The sequence below is a fragment of the Acidovorax sp. 106 genome, from assembly GCF_003663825.1.
GTDB lineage: Bacteria > Pseudomonadota > Gammaproteobacteria > Burkholderiales > Burkholderiaceae_C > Acidovorax.
This window is the reverse complement of record NZ_RCCC01000001.1, coordinates 499,163-514,646: the sequence shown is the minus strand read 5'-3', so window position 1 is coordinate 514,646 and position 15,484 is coordinate 499,163. Positions and strand designations below refer to the sequence as shown.

At 65.1% G+C, this 15,484-nt stretch carries 13 protein-coding genes; 9 read left to right on the top strand and 4 right to left on the bottom strand.

Features of this window, described 5'->3' with window-relative positions:
- Position 1: 1 nt before the first annotated feature.
- Both C8C98_RS02260 and bfr read right to left on the bottom strand, forming a co-directional pair.
- On the bottom strand, positions 2 to 310 hold the full coding sequence (locus C8C98_RS02260) for a DUF3649 domain-containing protein (protein WP_121452957.1): 309 nt from the start codon (positions 308 to 310) through the stop codon (positions 2 to 4).
- Positions 311 to 634: 324 nt separating this feature from the next.
- Entirely contained in the window at positions 635 to 1,111 is a 477-nt protein-coding gene (bfr, locus tag C8C98_RS02255; RefSeq protein ID WP_099656295.1) for a bacterioferritin, read from the bottom strand.
- 263 nt (positions 1,112 to 1,374) lie between these two features.
- Between bfr and ahpC the strand changes: the two genes are divergently transcribed.
- Entirely contained in the window at positions 1,375 to 1,950 is a 576-nt protein-coding gene (ahpC, locus tag C8C98_RS02250; RefSeq protein ID WP_121452956.1) for an alkyl hydroperoxide reductase subunit C, read from the top strand.
- 183 nt (positions 1,951 to 2,133) lie between these two features.
- On the top strand, positions 2,134 to 3,702 hold the full coding sequence (gene ahpF, locus C8C98_RS02245) for an alkyl hydroperoxide reductase subunit F (RefSeq protein ID WP_121452955.1): 1,569 nt from the start codon (positions 2,134 to 2,136) through the stop codon (positions 3,700 to 3,702).
- Between the two features lie 126 nt (positions 3,703 to 3,828).
- On the opposite strand, the gene C8C98_RS02240 is transcribed toward ahpF, so the two are convergent.
- Together C8C98_RS02240 and C8C98_RS02235 are read right to left on the bottom strand one after the other, a co-directional pair.
- On the bottom strand, positions 3,829 to 5,316 hold the full coding sequence (locus C8C98_RS02240) for an alpha/beta hydrolase-fold protein (RefSeq protein ID WP_121452954.1): 1,488 nt from the start codon (positions 5,314 to 5,316) through the stop codon (positions 3,829 to 3,831).
- Positions 5,303 to 7,342, bottom strand: coding sequence for a TonB-dependent receptor domain-containing protein (locus tag C8C98_RS02235; RefSeq protein ID WP_233574425.1), 2,040 nt, complete (start codon positions 7,340 to 7,342; stop codon positions 5,303 to 5,305). Before C8C98_RS02235 ends, C8C98_RS02240 begins: the two co-directional genes overlap by 14 nt.
- Before the next feature lie 74 nt (positions 7,343 to 7,416).
- Here C8C98_RS02235 and C8C98_RS02230 point away from each other — a divergent pair, with 74 nt between their 5' ends.
- The 7 genes from C8C98_RS02230 (at position 7,417) to C8C98_RS02200 (ending at position 15,273) form a co-directional block, all read left to right on the top strand.
- Complete coding sequence (locus C8C98_RS02230) at positions 7,417 to 8,445, top strand: AraC family transcriptional regulator (RefSeq protein ID WP_121452952.1); 1,029 nt, start codon at positions 7,417 to 7,419, stop codon at positions 8,443 to 8,445.
- A gap of 150 nt (positions 8,446 to 8,595) precedes the next feature.
- Positions 8,596 to 10,842 (top strand): TonB-dependent hemoglobin/transferrin/lactoferrin family receptor, encoded by a 2,247-nt coding sequence (locus tag C8C98_RS02225; RefSeq protein WP_121452951.1) that lies wholly within the window; start codon positions 8,596 to 8,598, stop codon positions 10,840 to 10,842.
- Positions 10,843 to 10,887: 45 nt separating this feature from the next.
- Positions 10,888 to 11,232, top strand: coding sequence for a hypothetical protein (locus C8C98_RS02220; protein ID WP_121452950.1), 345 nt, complete (start codon positions 10,888 to 10,890; stop codon positions 11,230 to 11,232).
- Positions 11,229 to 12,356 (top strand): hemin-degrading factor, encoded by a 1,128-nt coding sequence (locus C8C98_RS02215; protein WP_121452949.1) that lies wholly within the window; start codon positions 11,229 to 11,231, stop codon positions 12,354 to 12,356. The genes C8C98_RS02220 and C8C98_RS02215 overlap by 4 nt, the downstream gene beginning before the upstream one ends.
- Before the next feature lie 8 nt (positions 12,357 to 12,364).
- On the top strand, positions 12,365 to 13,270 hold the full coding sequence (locus C8C98_RS02210; RefSeq protein WP_233574424.1) for a hemin ABC transporter substrate-binding protein: 906 nt from the start codon (positions 12,365 to 12,367) through the stop codon (positions 13,268 to 13,270).
- Between the two features lie 21 nt (positions 13,271 to 13,291).
- Entirely contained in the window at positions 13,292 to 14,419 is a 1,128-nt protein-coding gene (locus tag C8C98_RS02205) for an iron ABC transporter permease (RefSeq protein ID WP_121452947.1), read from the top strand.
- A gap of 17 nt (positions 14,420 to 14,436) precedes the next feature.
- Complete coding sequence (locus C8C98_RS02200) at positions 14,437 to 15,273, top strand: heme ABC transporter ATP-binding protein (RefSeq protein ID WP_121452946.1); 837 nt, start codon at positions 14,437 to 14,439, stop codon at positions 15,271 to 15,273.
- Positions 15,274 to 15,484: the final 211 nt, after the last annotated feature.

Below are 15,484 nucleotides of genomic sequence, written 5' to 3'. Positions count from 1 at the left end.
CTCATCCGGCCGCCCCCAGCCAGCGCGGCCCCATGGCCACAGCGCCCATCACGGCCGCCGGGGCCAGCGTGCCCAGCCAGGCGCCCCAGCTGGTGCGCGCATAAAACACCCAGGCCACCGCTGCTGCATAGGCCAGCCAGGCCAGCATGGTGGCCGTGAGCACCGCGTCCACCCGGGGCATGGCCTGTGCCAGGGTCAGCGACAGCGCAGCCGCAAACGCCGCAGCCACGGCATAGCCCCCGGCGGCAGCGGCCAGGGTGCGTGAGGCAACGGTGAGGCGGTACCGCCAATCGACTCGGGCGGTTTTCATGGCTGCACCCGTGGGGCAAAACGGTGGGTGCAGAGTGCGCGGCGCGGCATGGCAGGGGCTCCAGTTTGGGGTGGTCCTTAGAACCAATTCAAAGGCTGGCTGCTCACCGGGTTGGCTCCGGTCATGCTGGCTTGCTGGGCCGCGATTCTACTTTTATTGAGAAGTATTCGTATTCATTTTGTAAAGATTTGCTTGTGTTGGCGCAAGATTGCAACGACCTAAGGCGGGTGCGTGGGCCAAGCCTGGGCGAAAAAAAACGGGCCGGGGCCCGTTGAGCGTGCTGCTGCGCAGCAGCCATGGCGCGCTGTGCGCGCCTTGCGGTGGTCAGTCCGCGTCGCCCATTTGCGACTGCAGGTAGTTTTGGATACCGACTTTGTCCAGCAGGTCGATCTGGGTTTCCAGAAAGTCGATGTGCTCTTCGGTGTCGTCCAGGATCTTTTGCAGCAGGTCGCGCGAGACATAGTCGCGCACGCTTTCGCAGTGGGCAATGCCTTCCTTGATGGTGGCTTGTGCGCCTTGTTCTGCGCGCAGGTCGCAGGCCAGGATCTCAGGCACGTCTTCACCCACTTGCAGCTTGGCCAGGTCTTGCAGATTGGGCAGGCCGTCCAGCATGAAGATGCGGTCCATCAGCCAGTCGGCATGCTTCATCTCGCCAATCGACTCTTCGTATTCCTTCTTGGCCAACTTGTCGAAGCCCCAGTGCTTGAGCATGCGGTAGTGCAGGAAGTACTGGTTGATGGCCGTGAGTTCGTTCTTCAGTTGCGCCTGCAGGTGCGCGATGACTTGTGCGTCGCCTTTCATGGGGGACCCCTTCCTTGTTTGTTGTGCGGATGCGCGATTGTGCCGGGCCTGTGAGTGCGCTGACAACACAAGCCCCTGTGGGTTCACATTGGCTGCGTTTGATGCGCAATACCGTTTGCATTCGCAGGCCTTTTGGAGACCGTATCCTCTTTCATAAAATAGTCACAGGCAATTGATTCAATGAAATCAATTAATTGGATGCATGACTCCAATGCGCCTAGACTTCAGTCCTGTTCAGTCAACCAACCCTTAAGGAAACAGCAATGTCCCTGATCAATACGCAAGTCCAGCCTTTCAAGACCGAAGCTTTTGTGAACCGCAATGGCAAGGGCGAATTCATCACCGTGACGGAAGAAAGCCTGAAGGGCAAGTGGTCCGTGCTGATCTTCATGCCTGCCGCTTTCACCTTCAACTGCCCCACAGAAATCGAAGACGCTGCTGACAACTACGCTGCTTTCCAAGCCGCTGGTGCAGAGGTCTACATCGTGACGACCGACACGCACTTCTCGCACAAGGTGTGGCACGAAACCTCCCCCGCCGTGGGCAAGGCCAAGTTCCCTCTGGTGGGCGACCCAACCCACAAGCTGACACGCGCTTTTGGCGTGCACATTGAAGAAGAAGGCCTGGCACTGCGCGGCACCTTCGTGATCAACCCCGATGGCGTGATCAAGACCCTGGAAATCCATTCCAACGAAATCGCCCGCGACGTGTCGGAAACCCTGCGCAAGCTCAAGGCTGCCCAGTTCACCGCCGCCAACCCTGGCCAAGTGTGCCCCGCCAAGTGGAAGGAAGGCGCCAAGACTTTGGCTCCATCCCTGGACCTGGTCGGCAAGATCTAAGCCCTGCATTGCATCGGCTGAGCGCGCGCCACGGCAGCGCGCTCCCCAAAGCCGGACAGCGCCATGGCGTTCGCGCCATGCCGTCCGGCTTTTTTTCGCCCGGAATTTGGCAATCAGGCTTGAAAGCACAGCCGCTTGCCCTTAAACCTACAAGACCACAACTCGAATTTTTAGGAAGCCACCATGCTCGACGACCAACTCAAATCGCAACTCTCGACCTATCTGGAACGCGTGCAACAGCCGTTTGAACTGGTGGCTTCTCTGGACGACAGCGAAACCGCCCGCGAGATGCGCGAGCTGCTCGAAACCATCCAGTCCCTGCGCGCCGACAAGATCACGCTGCGCACCGACGGCAACGACGCCCGCAAGCCCTCGTTCAGCCTGCAGCGCGTGGGCAGCGACAACAGCCTGCGCTTTGCTGGCCTGCCCCTGGGCCATGAATTCACCTCGCTGGTGCTGGCTCTGCTGTGGACGGGCGGCCACCCGCCCAAGGTGGAGCAAGAAGTCATCGACCAGATCAAGGCGCTGGACGGCGACTTCAACTTCGAGATGTACATGAGCCTGACCTGCCACAACTGCCCAGACGTGGTGCAGGCGCTGTCGCTCATGGCCATCTTGAACCCCAAGGTCAAGACCACGGTGATCGAAGGCGGTGCCTTCCAGGCCGAAGTGACCGAGCGCGACATCATGGCCGTGCCCATGGTGTTCTTGAACGGCCAACTGTTTGGATCGGGCCGCATGACGCTGGAAGAAATCGTCGCCAAACTGGACACCGGCTCTGCCGCCCGCGAAGCCGCCAAGCTCAGCGCCAAGGATGCGTACGACATGCTCATCGTCGGCGGTGGCCCTGCCGGTGCAGCAGCAGCGGTATACGCCGCCCGCAAGGGCATCCGCACCGGCGTGGCCGCCGAGCGCTTTGGCGGCCAGGTCAACGACACGCTGGGCATTGAGAACTACATCTCGGTGCTGGAGACCGACGGCCCCAAGTTTGCTGCCGCCCTGGAAGCGCAGACCCGCGCCTATGGCGTGGACATCATGAACCTGCAGCGCGCTGACAAGATCATCCCTGCCGCGCAGCCCGGTGGCCTGATCGAGGTGCAGCTGGCCAACGGCGGCAGCCTGAAGGCCAAGACGGTGATCCTGTCGACCGGCGCGCGCTGGCGCAACGTGAACGTTCCCGGCGAAGCCGAGTACAAGAACAAAGGCGTGGCCTATTGCCCGCACTGCGACGGCCCGCTGTTCAAGGGCAAACACACCGCGGTGATCGGCGGCGGCAACTCGGGTGTCGAGGCCGCCATCGACTTGGCAGGCGTGGTGGCGCACGTCACGCTGATCGAGTTTGCCGACCAGCTCAAGGCTGATGCCGTGCTGGTCAACAAGCTCAAGAGCTTGCCCAACGTCACCATCCACACCAATGCCCAGACCACCGAAATCACCGGTGCCGACGGCAAGGTCAACGGCCTGAAGTACAAAGACCGCGCCACCGGCGTGGAGCACCTGGTGCCGCTGGAAGGCGTGTTCGTGCAGATTGGCCTGGTGCCCAACACCGAATGGCTCAAGGGCACGCTGGAGCTGAGCAAGTTTGGCGAAATCGTGATCGACGCCAAGGGCCACACCAGCATGCCCGGCGTGTTTGCGGCCGGTGACTGCACCACGGTGCCCTACAAGCAGATCGTGATTGCGGCAGGCGCGGGCGCCACCGCAGCCCTGAGCGCGTTTGACCACCTGATCCGCACGCCTGTGGTGGCATGATGTGGGTGATTTTGGCTTCCATCGCTTATAAATAAAGCGCAGGAAGCTATAAAAATAATAGCATCTGCGGTTTGCCTGGTGGCAAAAAATCAAAGCCAGGGGGATTGCCACCCTGGCTTTTTTGTTTCAGCTGGGTTGGGGCGCCGCCGAGCGCTGGCCCAGCAAGGCGATGAGCCCACGTGCCAGCCCATCCCCCCAGGCGTAGCCATCGTGCCCACCCGCAAACTCCTGGTAGAGCACCTCATAGCCCTTGGCCTGCAGCACATTGCGCAGGTGGCGGCTGGTATCGAGGATGCCTCCACCGTCGCCCGTCAGCGTGATCTCCATCAACCCCGCTGTGATGAAGAACCGCACGGGCTTGCGCGGCTCACGTGCGAACTCGCGGGTCAGCCATTCCCCTTCGCCAAAACGCTGAAAGCCGGGCAGGTGTGGCACGTTCGTTGGACCCCACCAGAAAGAGCCGGACAGTGCCAGCACCTGCCCAAACACTTCGGGATGGCGAAAGGCCGCCCACGCCGATGCCAGCCCGCCATAGCTGGAGCCTGCCACCACCCGGTCCTGGGCTTGGGTGGAAAGCGCCGGACACCGCTCGTGTGCCCAGGGCAGCAGCTCTAGCGCAAGGTAGTCGGCAAAGCCTGGGTCGCACGGCAGTTCTGTGGCGCGCAATGCCCTGGTCGGGTTGCCCACGAACAGGGCGGCCAATGCTGGGATGCGTTGTTGGGCAATCAGTGCGTCCAGTGTGGCGGGCAGGTCCACGCGGTCCAGGTATGACTCGCGATCGAACACGATCAGCAGGGGCAGCGTGCCGGGCGCGGCGCCGTCTGCTCCGGCGGGCAGGTACAGACTCACATCGCGCTCGCGCGCAGGGCCTGTCAGGCGCTGGCTGGTGTGGCGGTGGTGCCGCACGTTGCCCTGGGCCGTGGCTGCCGCACCTCCCCTCCATGGCGCAGCGGGCGCGCCGGGCAGGCGCAGTGCAGAGCGCTCCACCCAGGGTTCGGTGCCCACTACGCCGCGCTGGGGCCGGCTCGGCCAACGCAATGGGTTCAGCGGGTCGGTGCGAGCCACGGCGTCTTCAGCGCGGGCGCGCGCCATGCGGTCGGCTCCCGCTGGGAGGTTGGCATTGGGGACCAGTTGGTAGCTAGCGTGCAGGCCCGCTGGTACGCGCAGGGTGAGGAACCACACGTCGCTGTCGGCCAGGCGCTCCATGGCGAACCCGTCGCTCGAACGCATGGCCCAAGACACAGAGATGCTGCGCGTCTCCTCCAACTCTGCCGACGCAGATGGCCCACGCCAAAGGAAGGTGATGAGCTGCTCGCCCCCGTCCGCACCGGGCTCCACCAGTGGCGTACCGCTGGCCGCAGCCTGGTGCCAGAAGCCGCCGCTGCCGTGGCCGGCCGCCCAGTCGGCTTGCAGTTGCCGCATGCGCGGGCTCAAGAGCGTGGGCGTGGAGGCCCCGGTGGTTGTGGAGGTCGCCACAGCCTTGGGTGCAGGTGTCTGTGCCCTGGCGGGCACAGCACGGGCGGCGGTGGCCACCAGCGCGGCACCCAGCAGTGCCCGGCGGCGTGCGGGCTGCACGGGCGTTGTGTGCACCAGGGGCCGCTCAGAACTTCGCATGCAAGGCCAGGTAGTAGCGGCGACCTTCTTCGTTGAAGTCGGCCGAGGTGGTGCGGTCGAAGGTCTTGCCGGTCAGGTTCAGGATGCCTGCACGCAGGGTGAGTGCATCGGTCATGCGCCAGCCCACGGTGAGGTCGGCGATGGCGTAGCCGTCTTTCTCTACCCGGCTTTGGCCGTTGGACGACACGCTGATGTACTGCGCGCTGTGGTAGCGCAGGTTGCCGCTCACAGACACCTGGGCGGTGGGGTTCCAATCGGCGCCCAGGTTCAGCACATGCTTGGGCCGGTAGGTGAGTGGGATGGCTACGCTGCCACTGGTGTTCTGCGCGTCGGTGTAGGTGTAGTTGCTGCGCAGGTTCCACTGCGGTGACACGCGTGCGTTCCAGCTGGCCTCTAGGCCGCGAGAGCGCACACTGGCGATGTTTTGGTAGCGGAAGATGGGACGGCCATCTGGCAGATAACCGACGAAATTGCTGTAGCCCGTGGCCAGCGTGCGGTCGGCTGTGCGGTTGGTGATGTCGATCATGTTCTTCAAATCGGTGTTGAAGAACATCAGCCCGCCGCTGTGGATGCCCTGCGCAAACTGCAGTCCCAACTCTTGGCTGGTGCTGGTTTCGGGCTGGATGTCGCGGCTGCCGACGATGTAGCAACCCACCGTAGCACTGCCGCACGAGACCGATCCCCAGTTGGGGCTGCCCTGTAGCAGGGTGGGGGCGCGGAACGCGCGTGCTACGCCACCTTTGAGGGTGACTGCGTCATTGAGCTGGTAGACCGCATAGGCGCGCGGGCTGTTGTGGCCGCCAAAGTTTTCGTGGTGGTCGAAGCGGTTGCCCAGCGTGACGGCCAGGCGGTCGGTGATGCGGATCTCGTCTTCTGCAAACAGCGCCCATTGGCTGATCGCGGTCTCGGTGCTGGCGTCGTAGCCCGCGGTGCCTGGCTGGCCGCGCAGGTTGGTGGGGTCGTACAGCTTTTCCTCGCGGATGTCGAACCCTGCCGTCACAAATTGGTTGCCCCAGGCCACAGGGATGCTGGCTTTGCCCGCGAGGCTGGTGGTGTTGGCTTTGTTGGGGTTGACCTGCCCAGAGATCATTCCGGTCAGGTTGCGGATCTCGTCGGCGGCAAAGGTCAGCTCGGTGTTGCCAAAGCCCCAGCGGCCTTTGTGCTGCAAGGACAACGCGTCGCGCTCCATCAGGAAGCCGCTGTGGTCCCGGCGGCTGGTGTCCACATCGGCCGTGATGCTCTGGCGGCTGTCGGGTGTCAACGCCAGTTGCGCGCCAAACATGCGATTGCGGATGTTCTGCAAGCCCGTTTGTCGCGTGCCGCCTGCGGGCAGGGAGTTGACTGCGCCGTCTGCATCGCGGTGGACGTAGGCGCCATTGAGCTTGACGCCCAGCACATCGGTCTTGATGGGCCCAGACAAAGAGAAGCCCGCGAGTTGGCTGTCTCCCGCGTTTTTGTCTTGTTGGACGGTGGTTTCTATGCGTGCTGAGCCACGCCACTGCTTGCTGATGGGGCGGGTAATGATGTTCACCACACCACCGATAGCGTCTGACCCGTACAGCGAAGACATCGGGCCGCGCACGATTTCAATGCGCTCGATGTCGTCCGTGGCCACCCAGCCGGTGTCGTAGTCATTGCCGCGGAACATGGCAGAGGTCGCGTTGACGCGTTTGCCGTCGATCAGCATCAGCGTGTAAGCCGACCCCAGTCCGCGCAGCTGCACGCCGGGCACCAAATTGCCACTGCGGTTGAGCGTGACGCCTTCCACGGTGCCCAGCAGCTCGGCCAGCTCTTGCACGGGGCGGCGCTCGATGTCTTCTCGGGTGATGACGGAGACACTCGCCGGTGCCTCGCGCAATTCCTGTTCGTTGCCGGACGCTGTGACCACGACAGCGGACAGGGTGTTGGCTGTTGCAGCAGATTCTCCTGCCGGTGCCTGCGCGAAGGCATTGGCGGTTGCCAGAGCCATACCGATGGCGGAAAGCCGCCAGGGGTGGCGGTGCTGCCTGGTTCGAACGTGATTCACTGGGATTCCTCTTTGTAAATGAGAATGGAACTTATTTGATATTCTCCTAGTGTTCCATGGGAGGCCCGTTAAGCATGTTTGCGAATTCATCAGAATCCTTTGCGCACGCCCCAGAACTGGAGCCTGGCCCCACGATGGATTTGCAGGCGTTGACGCAGGACTTGCACCTGCTGGGTGCGGACTACTCTATGCAGGCTTTGTCGGTCAGCGGTCCCTCTGCGGATGCGCCCCTGTTGCGCGGCACCATGGACACGCGTGAGCTGTCCCCTGGGTTGGTGCTGTACCGAACGGCCGTGCAGGATTTGTGTTCCATGCGGACCAGCAACCTGCTGCACCCCGGTGTCAAGCTGTGTCTTTTGCTCAGTGGCCGTAGCCAGTTGGCCTACGGCAATCGGCACTTTGATTTGGGCCCTGGGTGCGCGCAGGGGCAAGCTGCCCTGGTGAGTTTGGCTGAGACCGATCGCTTTGTCCGCTATTGGCATGCAGGGCGCAGTGAGCGCAAAGTCACCATCACCCTTCGCTCGGAATGGCTGGCCCAGGCTGGTTTGCAGGGGGCTGGCATCGAACGGTTTTGCCAAGAGCATCTCTCTGTAGGCGCTTGGGTGTCATCCGCGCGCGCGCTGGCGATTGCACATCAGTTGTCTGCCCCAGTCCGTCTCGAAGGTGGGCTGCAAAGGTTGTGGCTGGAGAGCCGCTGCCTGGACCTCATTGTGGAAGCGCTATCGTCCTTGGCGGATGCTGCCTCTGCCCGCCGGCGGGATGCGCACGATGGCTTGGATGCGCGCAACCACCGCCGTTTGAGGGAGTTGTGCGATGTTTTGGACAGTGGGTCGGCTGATGTGCTCTCGCTGCAGGACATTGCCCGCCTCGCAGGCATGAGTGCAGCCCACTTGCAGCGTCATTTCCCCAAGGTGGGAGGGATGCCGGTGATGGAATACCTGCGCGTGCGGCGTTTCGAGAAGGCGCGCCATGCGCTGGAGCGGGGCGAGTGCACGGTGGCTGGTGCTGCTGCCATGGCTGGTTACCGCAGTGCAGCCAACTTCGTGACCGCTTTTCGCCGCCGCTACGGGAGTACTCCCGGGCAGCTCCGGCAACGCTTTTGAGATACCCGGTCAAACAAAGTTGTTATTAAGAATCATTCTCATGTAATATATTGCATCTACGCCAGCCAGCACAGCCTCCCCTCGCTCGGGACGGCCCGCACGCGGAGCCAGCTTCTTGTCACACATTTTTGACCCAGGAAGAGGCCCGCCTTGGCGCACGTTCACGCATCCCTTTTTCGTTCTTCGCTCCCCCTCAAGCCGGTCGTGCTGGCGGTGGCCCTCACCGTCGCGTCCTTGTCGGCAGTGCACGGCCAAGAGCTGCTGGCCCAGGCCGGTGGCACGCCGCTGCTCAAAGAGGTGGTCATCAGCAGCACGCGCAGCGAGCAAAACCCTGACGATCTGCCCATGCGCATTGACGTGATCAATGCCCAGGCGCTGGAAGAGGGCCAGGTGCGCGACCTGCGCGACGTGGCGCGCGACCAGCCCAACATCACCGTGCCGCGCTCGCCTGCGCGCTTCACGCTGGCCAGTGGCTCCACGGGGCGTGACCAGAATGCGGGCTTCAACATTCGCGGGCTGGAGGGCAATCGGGTGCTGATGCTGGTGGACGGCATTCGCCTGCCGCGCAGCTACGTGTTCAGCGCCAACGCCTTTGGCCGCGACTATGTGGACGTGGGTCTGCTGCAGCGGATCGAGGTGCTGCGCGGTGCTACGCCGGCCCTGTATGGCTCTGACGGCATGGGCGGGCTGGTCAACTTCATCACGGCCGACCCATCTGCCTTTTTGAAGGATGGCAAAACCCTGGGCGGCCGGGTGAGTGCGGCGTATGACGGCGACGACGATGGCAAGCGCTTGGGTGCCACGCTGGCCGGTCGTGCCAACGACACGGTGCAGTGGCTCATCAGCGCCAACGTGGGGCGCGCCAATGAGCTGGAAAACATGGGCACCAACAGTGCGGCCAATGTGGACCGCACGCTGCCCAACCCGCAAAAGGACAAGCACGCTTCCGTGCTGGGCAAGGTGGTGGTCACCCCCGGTGGCGGCCAGCGCCATGTGTTCACGCTGGAGCATGTGGACAAAAAGGCGGATTACGAGCTGCTGAGCGCCCGCAGCAAGGCGCCGCTCACCAGCACCTCGGTGCTGGGCTCTACCTCGTTCACCGACATGCAGCGCAGCCGCGCGACGTGGGAGGGCAACTGGCGCGTGAACACCGCCTGGGCCGACGATGTGAAGGCGGTGCTCAGCTACCAAGACGCGCAGTCGCGCGAGTACATCACCGAAGACCGCAACACCGCTGCCGACCGTGTGCGCGACGTGACCTATGACGAGCGCACGCTGCAGGCCAACTTGCAGGGCAGCAAGCTGATCCGCATGGGCTCGGGCGCAGACGCTTGGGCGCAAAAGCTTACCTACGGCGTGGATTACACGCGAGCAGAGGTCGAGAACCTGCAGACCGGCGTGACGCCGCCAGCGGGCGAGACCTTCCCGCTCAAGCGCTTCCCGGACACCACCGAGAGCAGCGCTGCGCTGTACGTGCAAGACGAGTTCATCCGTGGGCCTTGGAGCATCACACCCGGCGTGCGCTTTGACAGCTTCCGCATCAAGGCCGACCAGGCAGGCTTTGCTGCCAATGCCGTGTCTCTCTCGGGCCACGCCACATCGCCCAAGCTGGGCGTGCTCTACCGCGCCAACGAGGCATGGAGCCTGTATGGCAACTATGCGGCGGGCTTCCGTGCGCCCAATGCGGGGCAGGTCAATGCATTTTTTGAGAATACGGCCCAGGGATACAAGAGCATTCCCAACCCCAATCTGCGCCCCGAGAAAAGCCAGAACTTTGAGGTGGGTGCGCGTGGGCGTCTGCAGGCCTTGTCCATTGAGGCCGCAGCCTTCACCGGTCGCTACAAGGATTTCATTGAGGACCTGCAGCAGGTCAGCGGCACCGGTGCGCCAGGCAATCCGCTGGTGTTCCAGTCCATCAACCTCGGTCGGGTCAAGATCGACGGCTTTGAAATCAAGGGCAACATGGCCTGGGGCGATTGGCTGGGCGGCCGCGTCAGCACCCCCTTTGCCTACGGCCAGGCGCGCGGGCGCGATACCAACACGGGCCGCGCCGTCAACTCGGTGGAGCCGCAGCGCCTGACGGCTGGCGTGCGCTACGACACCGCCGCCTGGCATGTAAGGCTGGACGCCACCCACAGCGCTGCCAAGAAGGCGGACGACGTCTACACCGCTGCGGGCAGCACGCAATACCTCACGCCCGCCTACACCCTGCTCGACCTGAGCGGCCAGTGGCGCATCCGCAAGGACCTGCGCCTGAATGCTGGCATCTACAACCTCACCGACAAGAAGTACTGGCGCTGGGCCGATGTGCGCGGGCTGGCTGCTGGCAACAGCACCATCGACGCCTACAGCCAGCCAGGGCGCTCGGTGCGTGTGTCGCTGGTGGCGGACTTCTGACGCACGCCACCTCCAACCCCTGTCCACCCCAACCAGGAGACCCCCATGGGCACCATCCCCGGTGACAACACCGCCACCCCAGAGGCCAGCCACGACGAGGAATACAGCATGCCGTGCATGGAGGCCCTGCTGGCGGGCACGCTGGCGCTGATGACGGGCTACGCGCAGGCCTGCTGCGATAGCCACCGCGAGGCCATGGCCCGCAAGATCGTCACCAACCTGGAGGCCTTGGTTCAGGCCCAGGCGTTGAGCCCGCACTTTCGCACCATGCTGTGGAACCTGCAGGCGCGTTGGCAGCAGCAGGGCGTGCAAGAGCACGCCAGCGCAGCCCTGACGGCGGCAGAGCAACGCCGCGCGCTGTGGCTGACTGCACCGGAGGCTGTGCAATGAGTGCCGTGCTGTCTTCGTCTTTGGACTGCGTGCCGCCAGCGGTCTCAGCCCTGGCCCCCGCCATCCGTGAGCAGTTTGCCCAACTGCGCGCCCAGGGCCTGCGCGCCCGCGATGCGGCCGAGCGCATGCAGCAGCCCGAGGGCGCCGTGGTGGCCGCCCATGCGGGTGAGCATGCCTATGCGCTGAAAGCGCTGGCCTTGCGCGGGCCCTGGCTGGAATTGCTGCAAGCCCTGCAGGCCTGCGGCCCGCTGATGGCGCTGACCCGCAACGCATCCACCGTGCACGAGAAGACGGGCGTGTACCAAAACGTCTCGGCCACTGGGCCCGTGGGGCTGGCGCTCGGGCCAGACATTGACCTGCGCCTGTTCTTTGCGCAGTGGCACGCGGGCTTTGCCGTGACCGAGCCCGGCCGCCCTGGCCACTCGAGCGCGCAAAGCCTGCAGTTCTTCAACGCGCAAGGCCATGCGGTGCACAAGATTTATGTGCGCGAGCAGACCGACCTGGCGGTGTGGAATGCCGTGGTGGCGCGCTTTGCCGAGCCCAGTGCGGGCTATGTGTTCCAGCCCGCAGGTCCTAAGCCCGCCGTGCAGGCCGATGGCGACATTGACGCCCCGGGCCTGCGCCAGGCCTGGAGCGACATGCAGGACACGCACGAGTTCTTTGGCCTGCTGCGCCAGTTTGGCGCAGAGCGGCAGCAGAGCTTCCGGCTGGTCGAGGGGCAGTTCACCCAGCGCCTGCAGGCCCAGGCCGTGCCCTGGCTGCTGGAGCGCGCCGCGCGCGATGGCCTGCCCATCATGGTGTTTGTGGGCAGCGGTGGCTGCATCCAGATCCACACCGGTCCGGTGCACACCATTCGCCCCATGGACACGGCCGAGGCCCGCTGGATCAATGTGCTGGACCCGGGATTCAACCTGCACCTGCGCACGGACTGCATCGCTGCCGTGTGGGCGGTGGAGAAGCCCACGGCCGACGGCGTGGTGACCTCGGTAGAGGCCTTTGACCACGACGGTGAGTTGATGTGCATGTTCTTTGGCGAGCGCAAACCCGGCCAAGCAGAGCTGATGGGTTGGCGCGACCTGGTGGCGGGCTTGCCCCGTGTCGATATGCCGGTGCTGCAGCCATGAAGCACGAGATGAAAACCGTCAGCTCTGCAGCCCGCTCATTGCCGCGCAGAGCCGTGCTGGGCGCGATGGGCGTATTGGGTGTGTCGGCATGGACTTTGCCATTGGCCGCGCAGGCGCAGACCACCCCTGCGCGTGCGGCGCAGCGCCTGGTGGTGCTGGGCGGCGCGCTGACCGAAGTGGTGTACCTGCTAGGGGCGCAAGCCCAACTGGTGGGCACGGACACGACCAGCCTGTTCCCCGAAGCCGCGCAGCGCACGCCCAAAGTGGGCTACATGCGGCAGCTCTCGGCCGAAGGGCTGCTCTCGCTGCGGCCCGATTGCTTGCTGGGCACCGAAGAGGCCGGGCCCCGCGTGGTGCTGGACCAGGTGCGCAGCGCCGGTGTGCGCATCGAGTTGGTGCCCGCCAGTCACAACTGGGCCGAGGTGCAGCGCAAGGTGGCCGTGGTGGGCCAGGTGGTGGGGCGCGAGAGCGCCGCCCAGGCCCTGCTGGTGCGGCTGGACGCCGAATGGGCGCGCGTGCAGCAGCAGGTGGCCGCAGCCCCGCGCAAGCCGCGCGCGCTGTTCATCCTGTCGCACGGCGGCAGCCCCATGGTGGCGGGCACGGGCACGGCGGCCGATGCACTCATCCGCTATGCGGGCGGTGTCAATGCCGTCACCGGCTTTGCAGGCTACCGCCCCTGGACAGCCGAAGCCCTGGCCGAAGCTGCGCCCGACGTGCTGCTCAACACCACCCAGGGCATCGAGGCCATGGGCGGCGAGGGCGCCTTCTGGCAGCGGCCCGAGCTGGCGCTGACCCCTGCCTTTGCCCGCAAAGCCCTGGTGGCCATGGAGGCCAACCACCTGCTGGGCTTTGGGCCCCGTCTGCCGGGTGTGGTGCAAGCGCTGCACACGCGCATGCGTGGCTTGGTGGCCTGATCCGCACGGACGGGGACTTCCATGTCATCTACGGCCTTTGCCAGGCCAGCCTCAGACCTCGATGCCCGTCTGCCCTGGTGGCACCGCGCCAGCCGTGCCCTGCAAGCCCTGGGGCGGCGGCGTTTGCCCGCCCGGTGGGTGCTGGGCCTGACCGGGGCTTTGGCGTTGCTTGCCCTTGGCATTGCCAGCACCCAGGGTGCCTACGCACTCAGCACCCGAGAGTTGCTGCAGGTGGTGCAGAGCGCGCTGACCGGTGCGGAGCCAGCGGGCTCGGGCCACCTGGTGTTCATGCACATCCGTCTGCCGCGCCTGGTGCTGGGCGCCGCCGCAGGCGCAGGGCTGGCCTTGGCCGGGGCGTTGATGCAAGGGCTGTTTCGCAACCCTTTGGCCGACCCCGGTCTGGTGGGGGTGAGCAGTGGCGCCGCATTGGCAGCGGCGGCAGCCATCGTGCTGGGCGGCCTGTGGTGGCCCAGCCTGCCGCGCTCTTTGGGCAGTTGGCCGCTGATCGGTATAGCTTTTGCAGGTTGCCTGCTGGTCACGCTCGCCATCTACACGCTGGCCCAGTCGCCCAGTGGAACCCGCGTGGGGCTCATGCTGCTGGCGGGTGTGGCGGTCAATGCGCTGGCCATGGCGGGCCTGGGGTACCTGAGCTTTGTCTCGACCGATGAGCAGTTGCGCAACCTGCAGATGTGGCTGATGGGGAGCCTGGGCGGTGCGCGCTGGGGTACGGCGTCGGTGGTGGCGTTGGCCGTGTGCGTGGCGGCGGTAGGTGCTGGCTGGTTGGCCCGCCCACTCAATGCCCTGGCGCTGGGCGAGGCGCAGGCGCGCCTCTTGGGCGTGCCGGTGGAGTGGACCAAGCGCCTGGCCATTGGCGTGGCGGCGCTGGCGGTGGGTGCTGTCACAGCGGCCACGGGGGTGATCGGTTTCATCGGCCTGGTGGCCCCGCACGGCGTGCGCCTGTTGGCGGGGCCAGACCACCGCGTGGTGTTGCCCGCATCGGCCCTGCTGGGGGCAGCGCTGGTGCTGCTGGCCGACACGGTGGCACGCACGGCGGTCAAACCGGCCGAGCTGCCGCTGGGGGTGCTCACAGCGGCCCTGGGTGCGCCGTTGTTTTTGTTCATGCTGCGGCAATTCAAGGGGCGGGTGTGAGGCGCTACCCCGACGGAATGACAGAGGGAGAAGGAGAGGCGGCCGAGCGGCCACCGCTGGCCCGCGCTGGGCACGGGTTGCAATGCCTGGATGTGGGCGTGGCCCCGCCGGGGCAGCCAGTGCTGGCGCGGGTCAGCGGCGCCTTTGTGCCCGGGCGTGTGGCGGCCATCCTGGGCCCCAACGGTGCGGGCAAGTCCACCCTGCTGGGGCTGCTGGCCGGGCTGGCCGAGCCCGCGCACGGGCAGGTGCTGCTGCAGGGTAAGGCGATGACGGCCCACCCGCCGGAGCACATCGCCCGCTGGCGCGCCGTGATGCCGCAAGACACCGCCGTGGCGTTTGACTTCACGGTGCGCGAGGTGGTGGACATGGGCCGCTACCCGCACCGCCGCCAGCCCAGCGCCAATGAAGCACTGGTGGTGGATGCTGCCATGCAGGCCACGGGCGTGGCGCACCTGGCTGGGCGCAGCGTCACGACCCTCTCAGGCGGCGAACGCGCCCGCACGCACCTGGCGCGCGCTTTGGCGCAAATCTGGGAGCCGTTGCCAGATGTGCCGCACCGCTGGCTGCTGCTGGACGAGCCTACCGCAGCCCTGGACCTGGCCCATCAGCACCAAACCTTGCGCCTGCTGCGCCACTGGGCTGTGCAGCACGGTGTGGGCGTGGTGGTGGTGTTGCACGACCTGAACCTGGCCCTGCGCTACGCGCACGACGCGGTGCTGCTGACTCAGGGCAGCGGGCAGTTCGGCACCGTGGACCAGGTCGTCACGCCCGAAGCCGTGGGCCGTGTGTGGGGCGTGGGCTGCACCGAGGTGCGCTCTGGCGATGGGGTGCGCCAACTGCTTTTGTACAGCTGAATCGACGATATGCGGCGAATGAGCTTTGAGGGCTATTTGGCTGCTAGCGCAATATAGTAAAGTGCTAGGTGCTATATAAAACATAGCAAATGGTCTCTTGGCGGGATTGCCCTTTGTTCTCTGTCCCGGTGGGCTTTGGGGCGCTGCGAAAGAGGGCCGGTGGGCCATCGCCAAGACCTGGCACTGTCTCGGCGATTTTTGGCATCCAGAT

Coding starts and splice junctions, on each gene's coding strand:
- C8C98_RS02260 (WP_121452957.1), bottom strand. CDS start 310: ATGAAAACCGCCCGAGTCGATTGGCGGTACCGCCTCACCGTTGCCTCA.
- bfr (WP_099656295.1), bottom strand. CDS start 1,111: ATGAAAGGCGACGCACAAGTCATCGCGCACCTGCAGGCGCAACTGAAG.
- ahpC (WP_121452956.1), top strand. CDS start 1,375: ATGTCCCTGATCAATACGCAAGTCCAGCCTTTCAAGACCGAAGCTTTT.
- ahpF (WP_121452955.1), top strand. CDS start 2,134: ATGCTCGACGACCAACTCAAATCGCAACTCTCGACCTATCTGGAACGC.
- C8C98_RS02240 (WP_121452954.1), bottom strand. CDS start 5,316: ATGCGAAGTTCTGAGCGGCCCCTGGTGCACACAACGCCCGTGCAGCCC.
- C8C98_RS02230 (WP_121452952.1), top strand. CDS start 7,417: ATGTTTGCGAATTCATCAGAATCCTTTGCGCACGCCCCAGAACTGGAG.
- C8C98_RS02220 (WP_121452950.1), top strand. CDS start 10,888: ATGGGCACCATCCCCGGTGACAACACCGCCACCCCAGAGGCCAGCCAC.
- C8C98_RS02215 (WP_121452949.1), top strand. CDS start 11,229: ATGAGTGCCGTGCTGTCTTCGTCTTTGGACTGCGTGCCGCCAGCGGTC.
- C8C98_RS02210 (WP_233574424.1), top strand. CDS start 12,365: ATGAAAACCGTCAGCTCTGCAGCCCGCTCATTGCCGCGCAGAGCCGTG.
- C8C98_RS02205 (WP_121452947.1), top strand. CDS start 13,292: ATGTCATCTACGGCCTTTGCCAGGCCAGCCTCAGACCTCGATGCCCGT.
- C8C98_RS02200 (WP_121452946.1), top strand. CDS start 14,437: ATGACAGAGGGAGAAGGAGAGGCGGCCGAGCGGCCACCGCTGGCCCGC.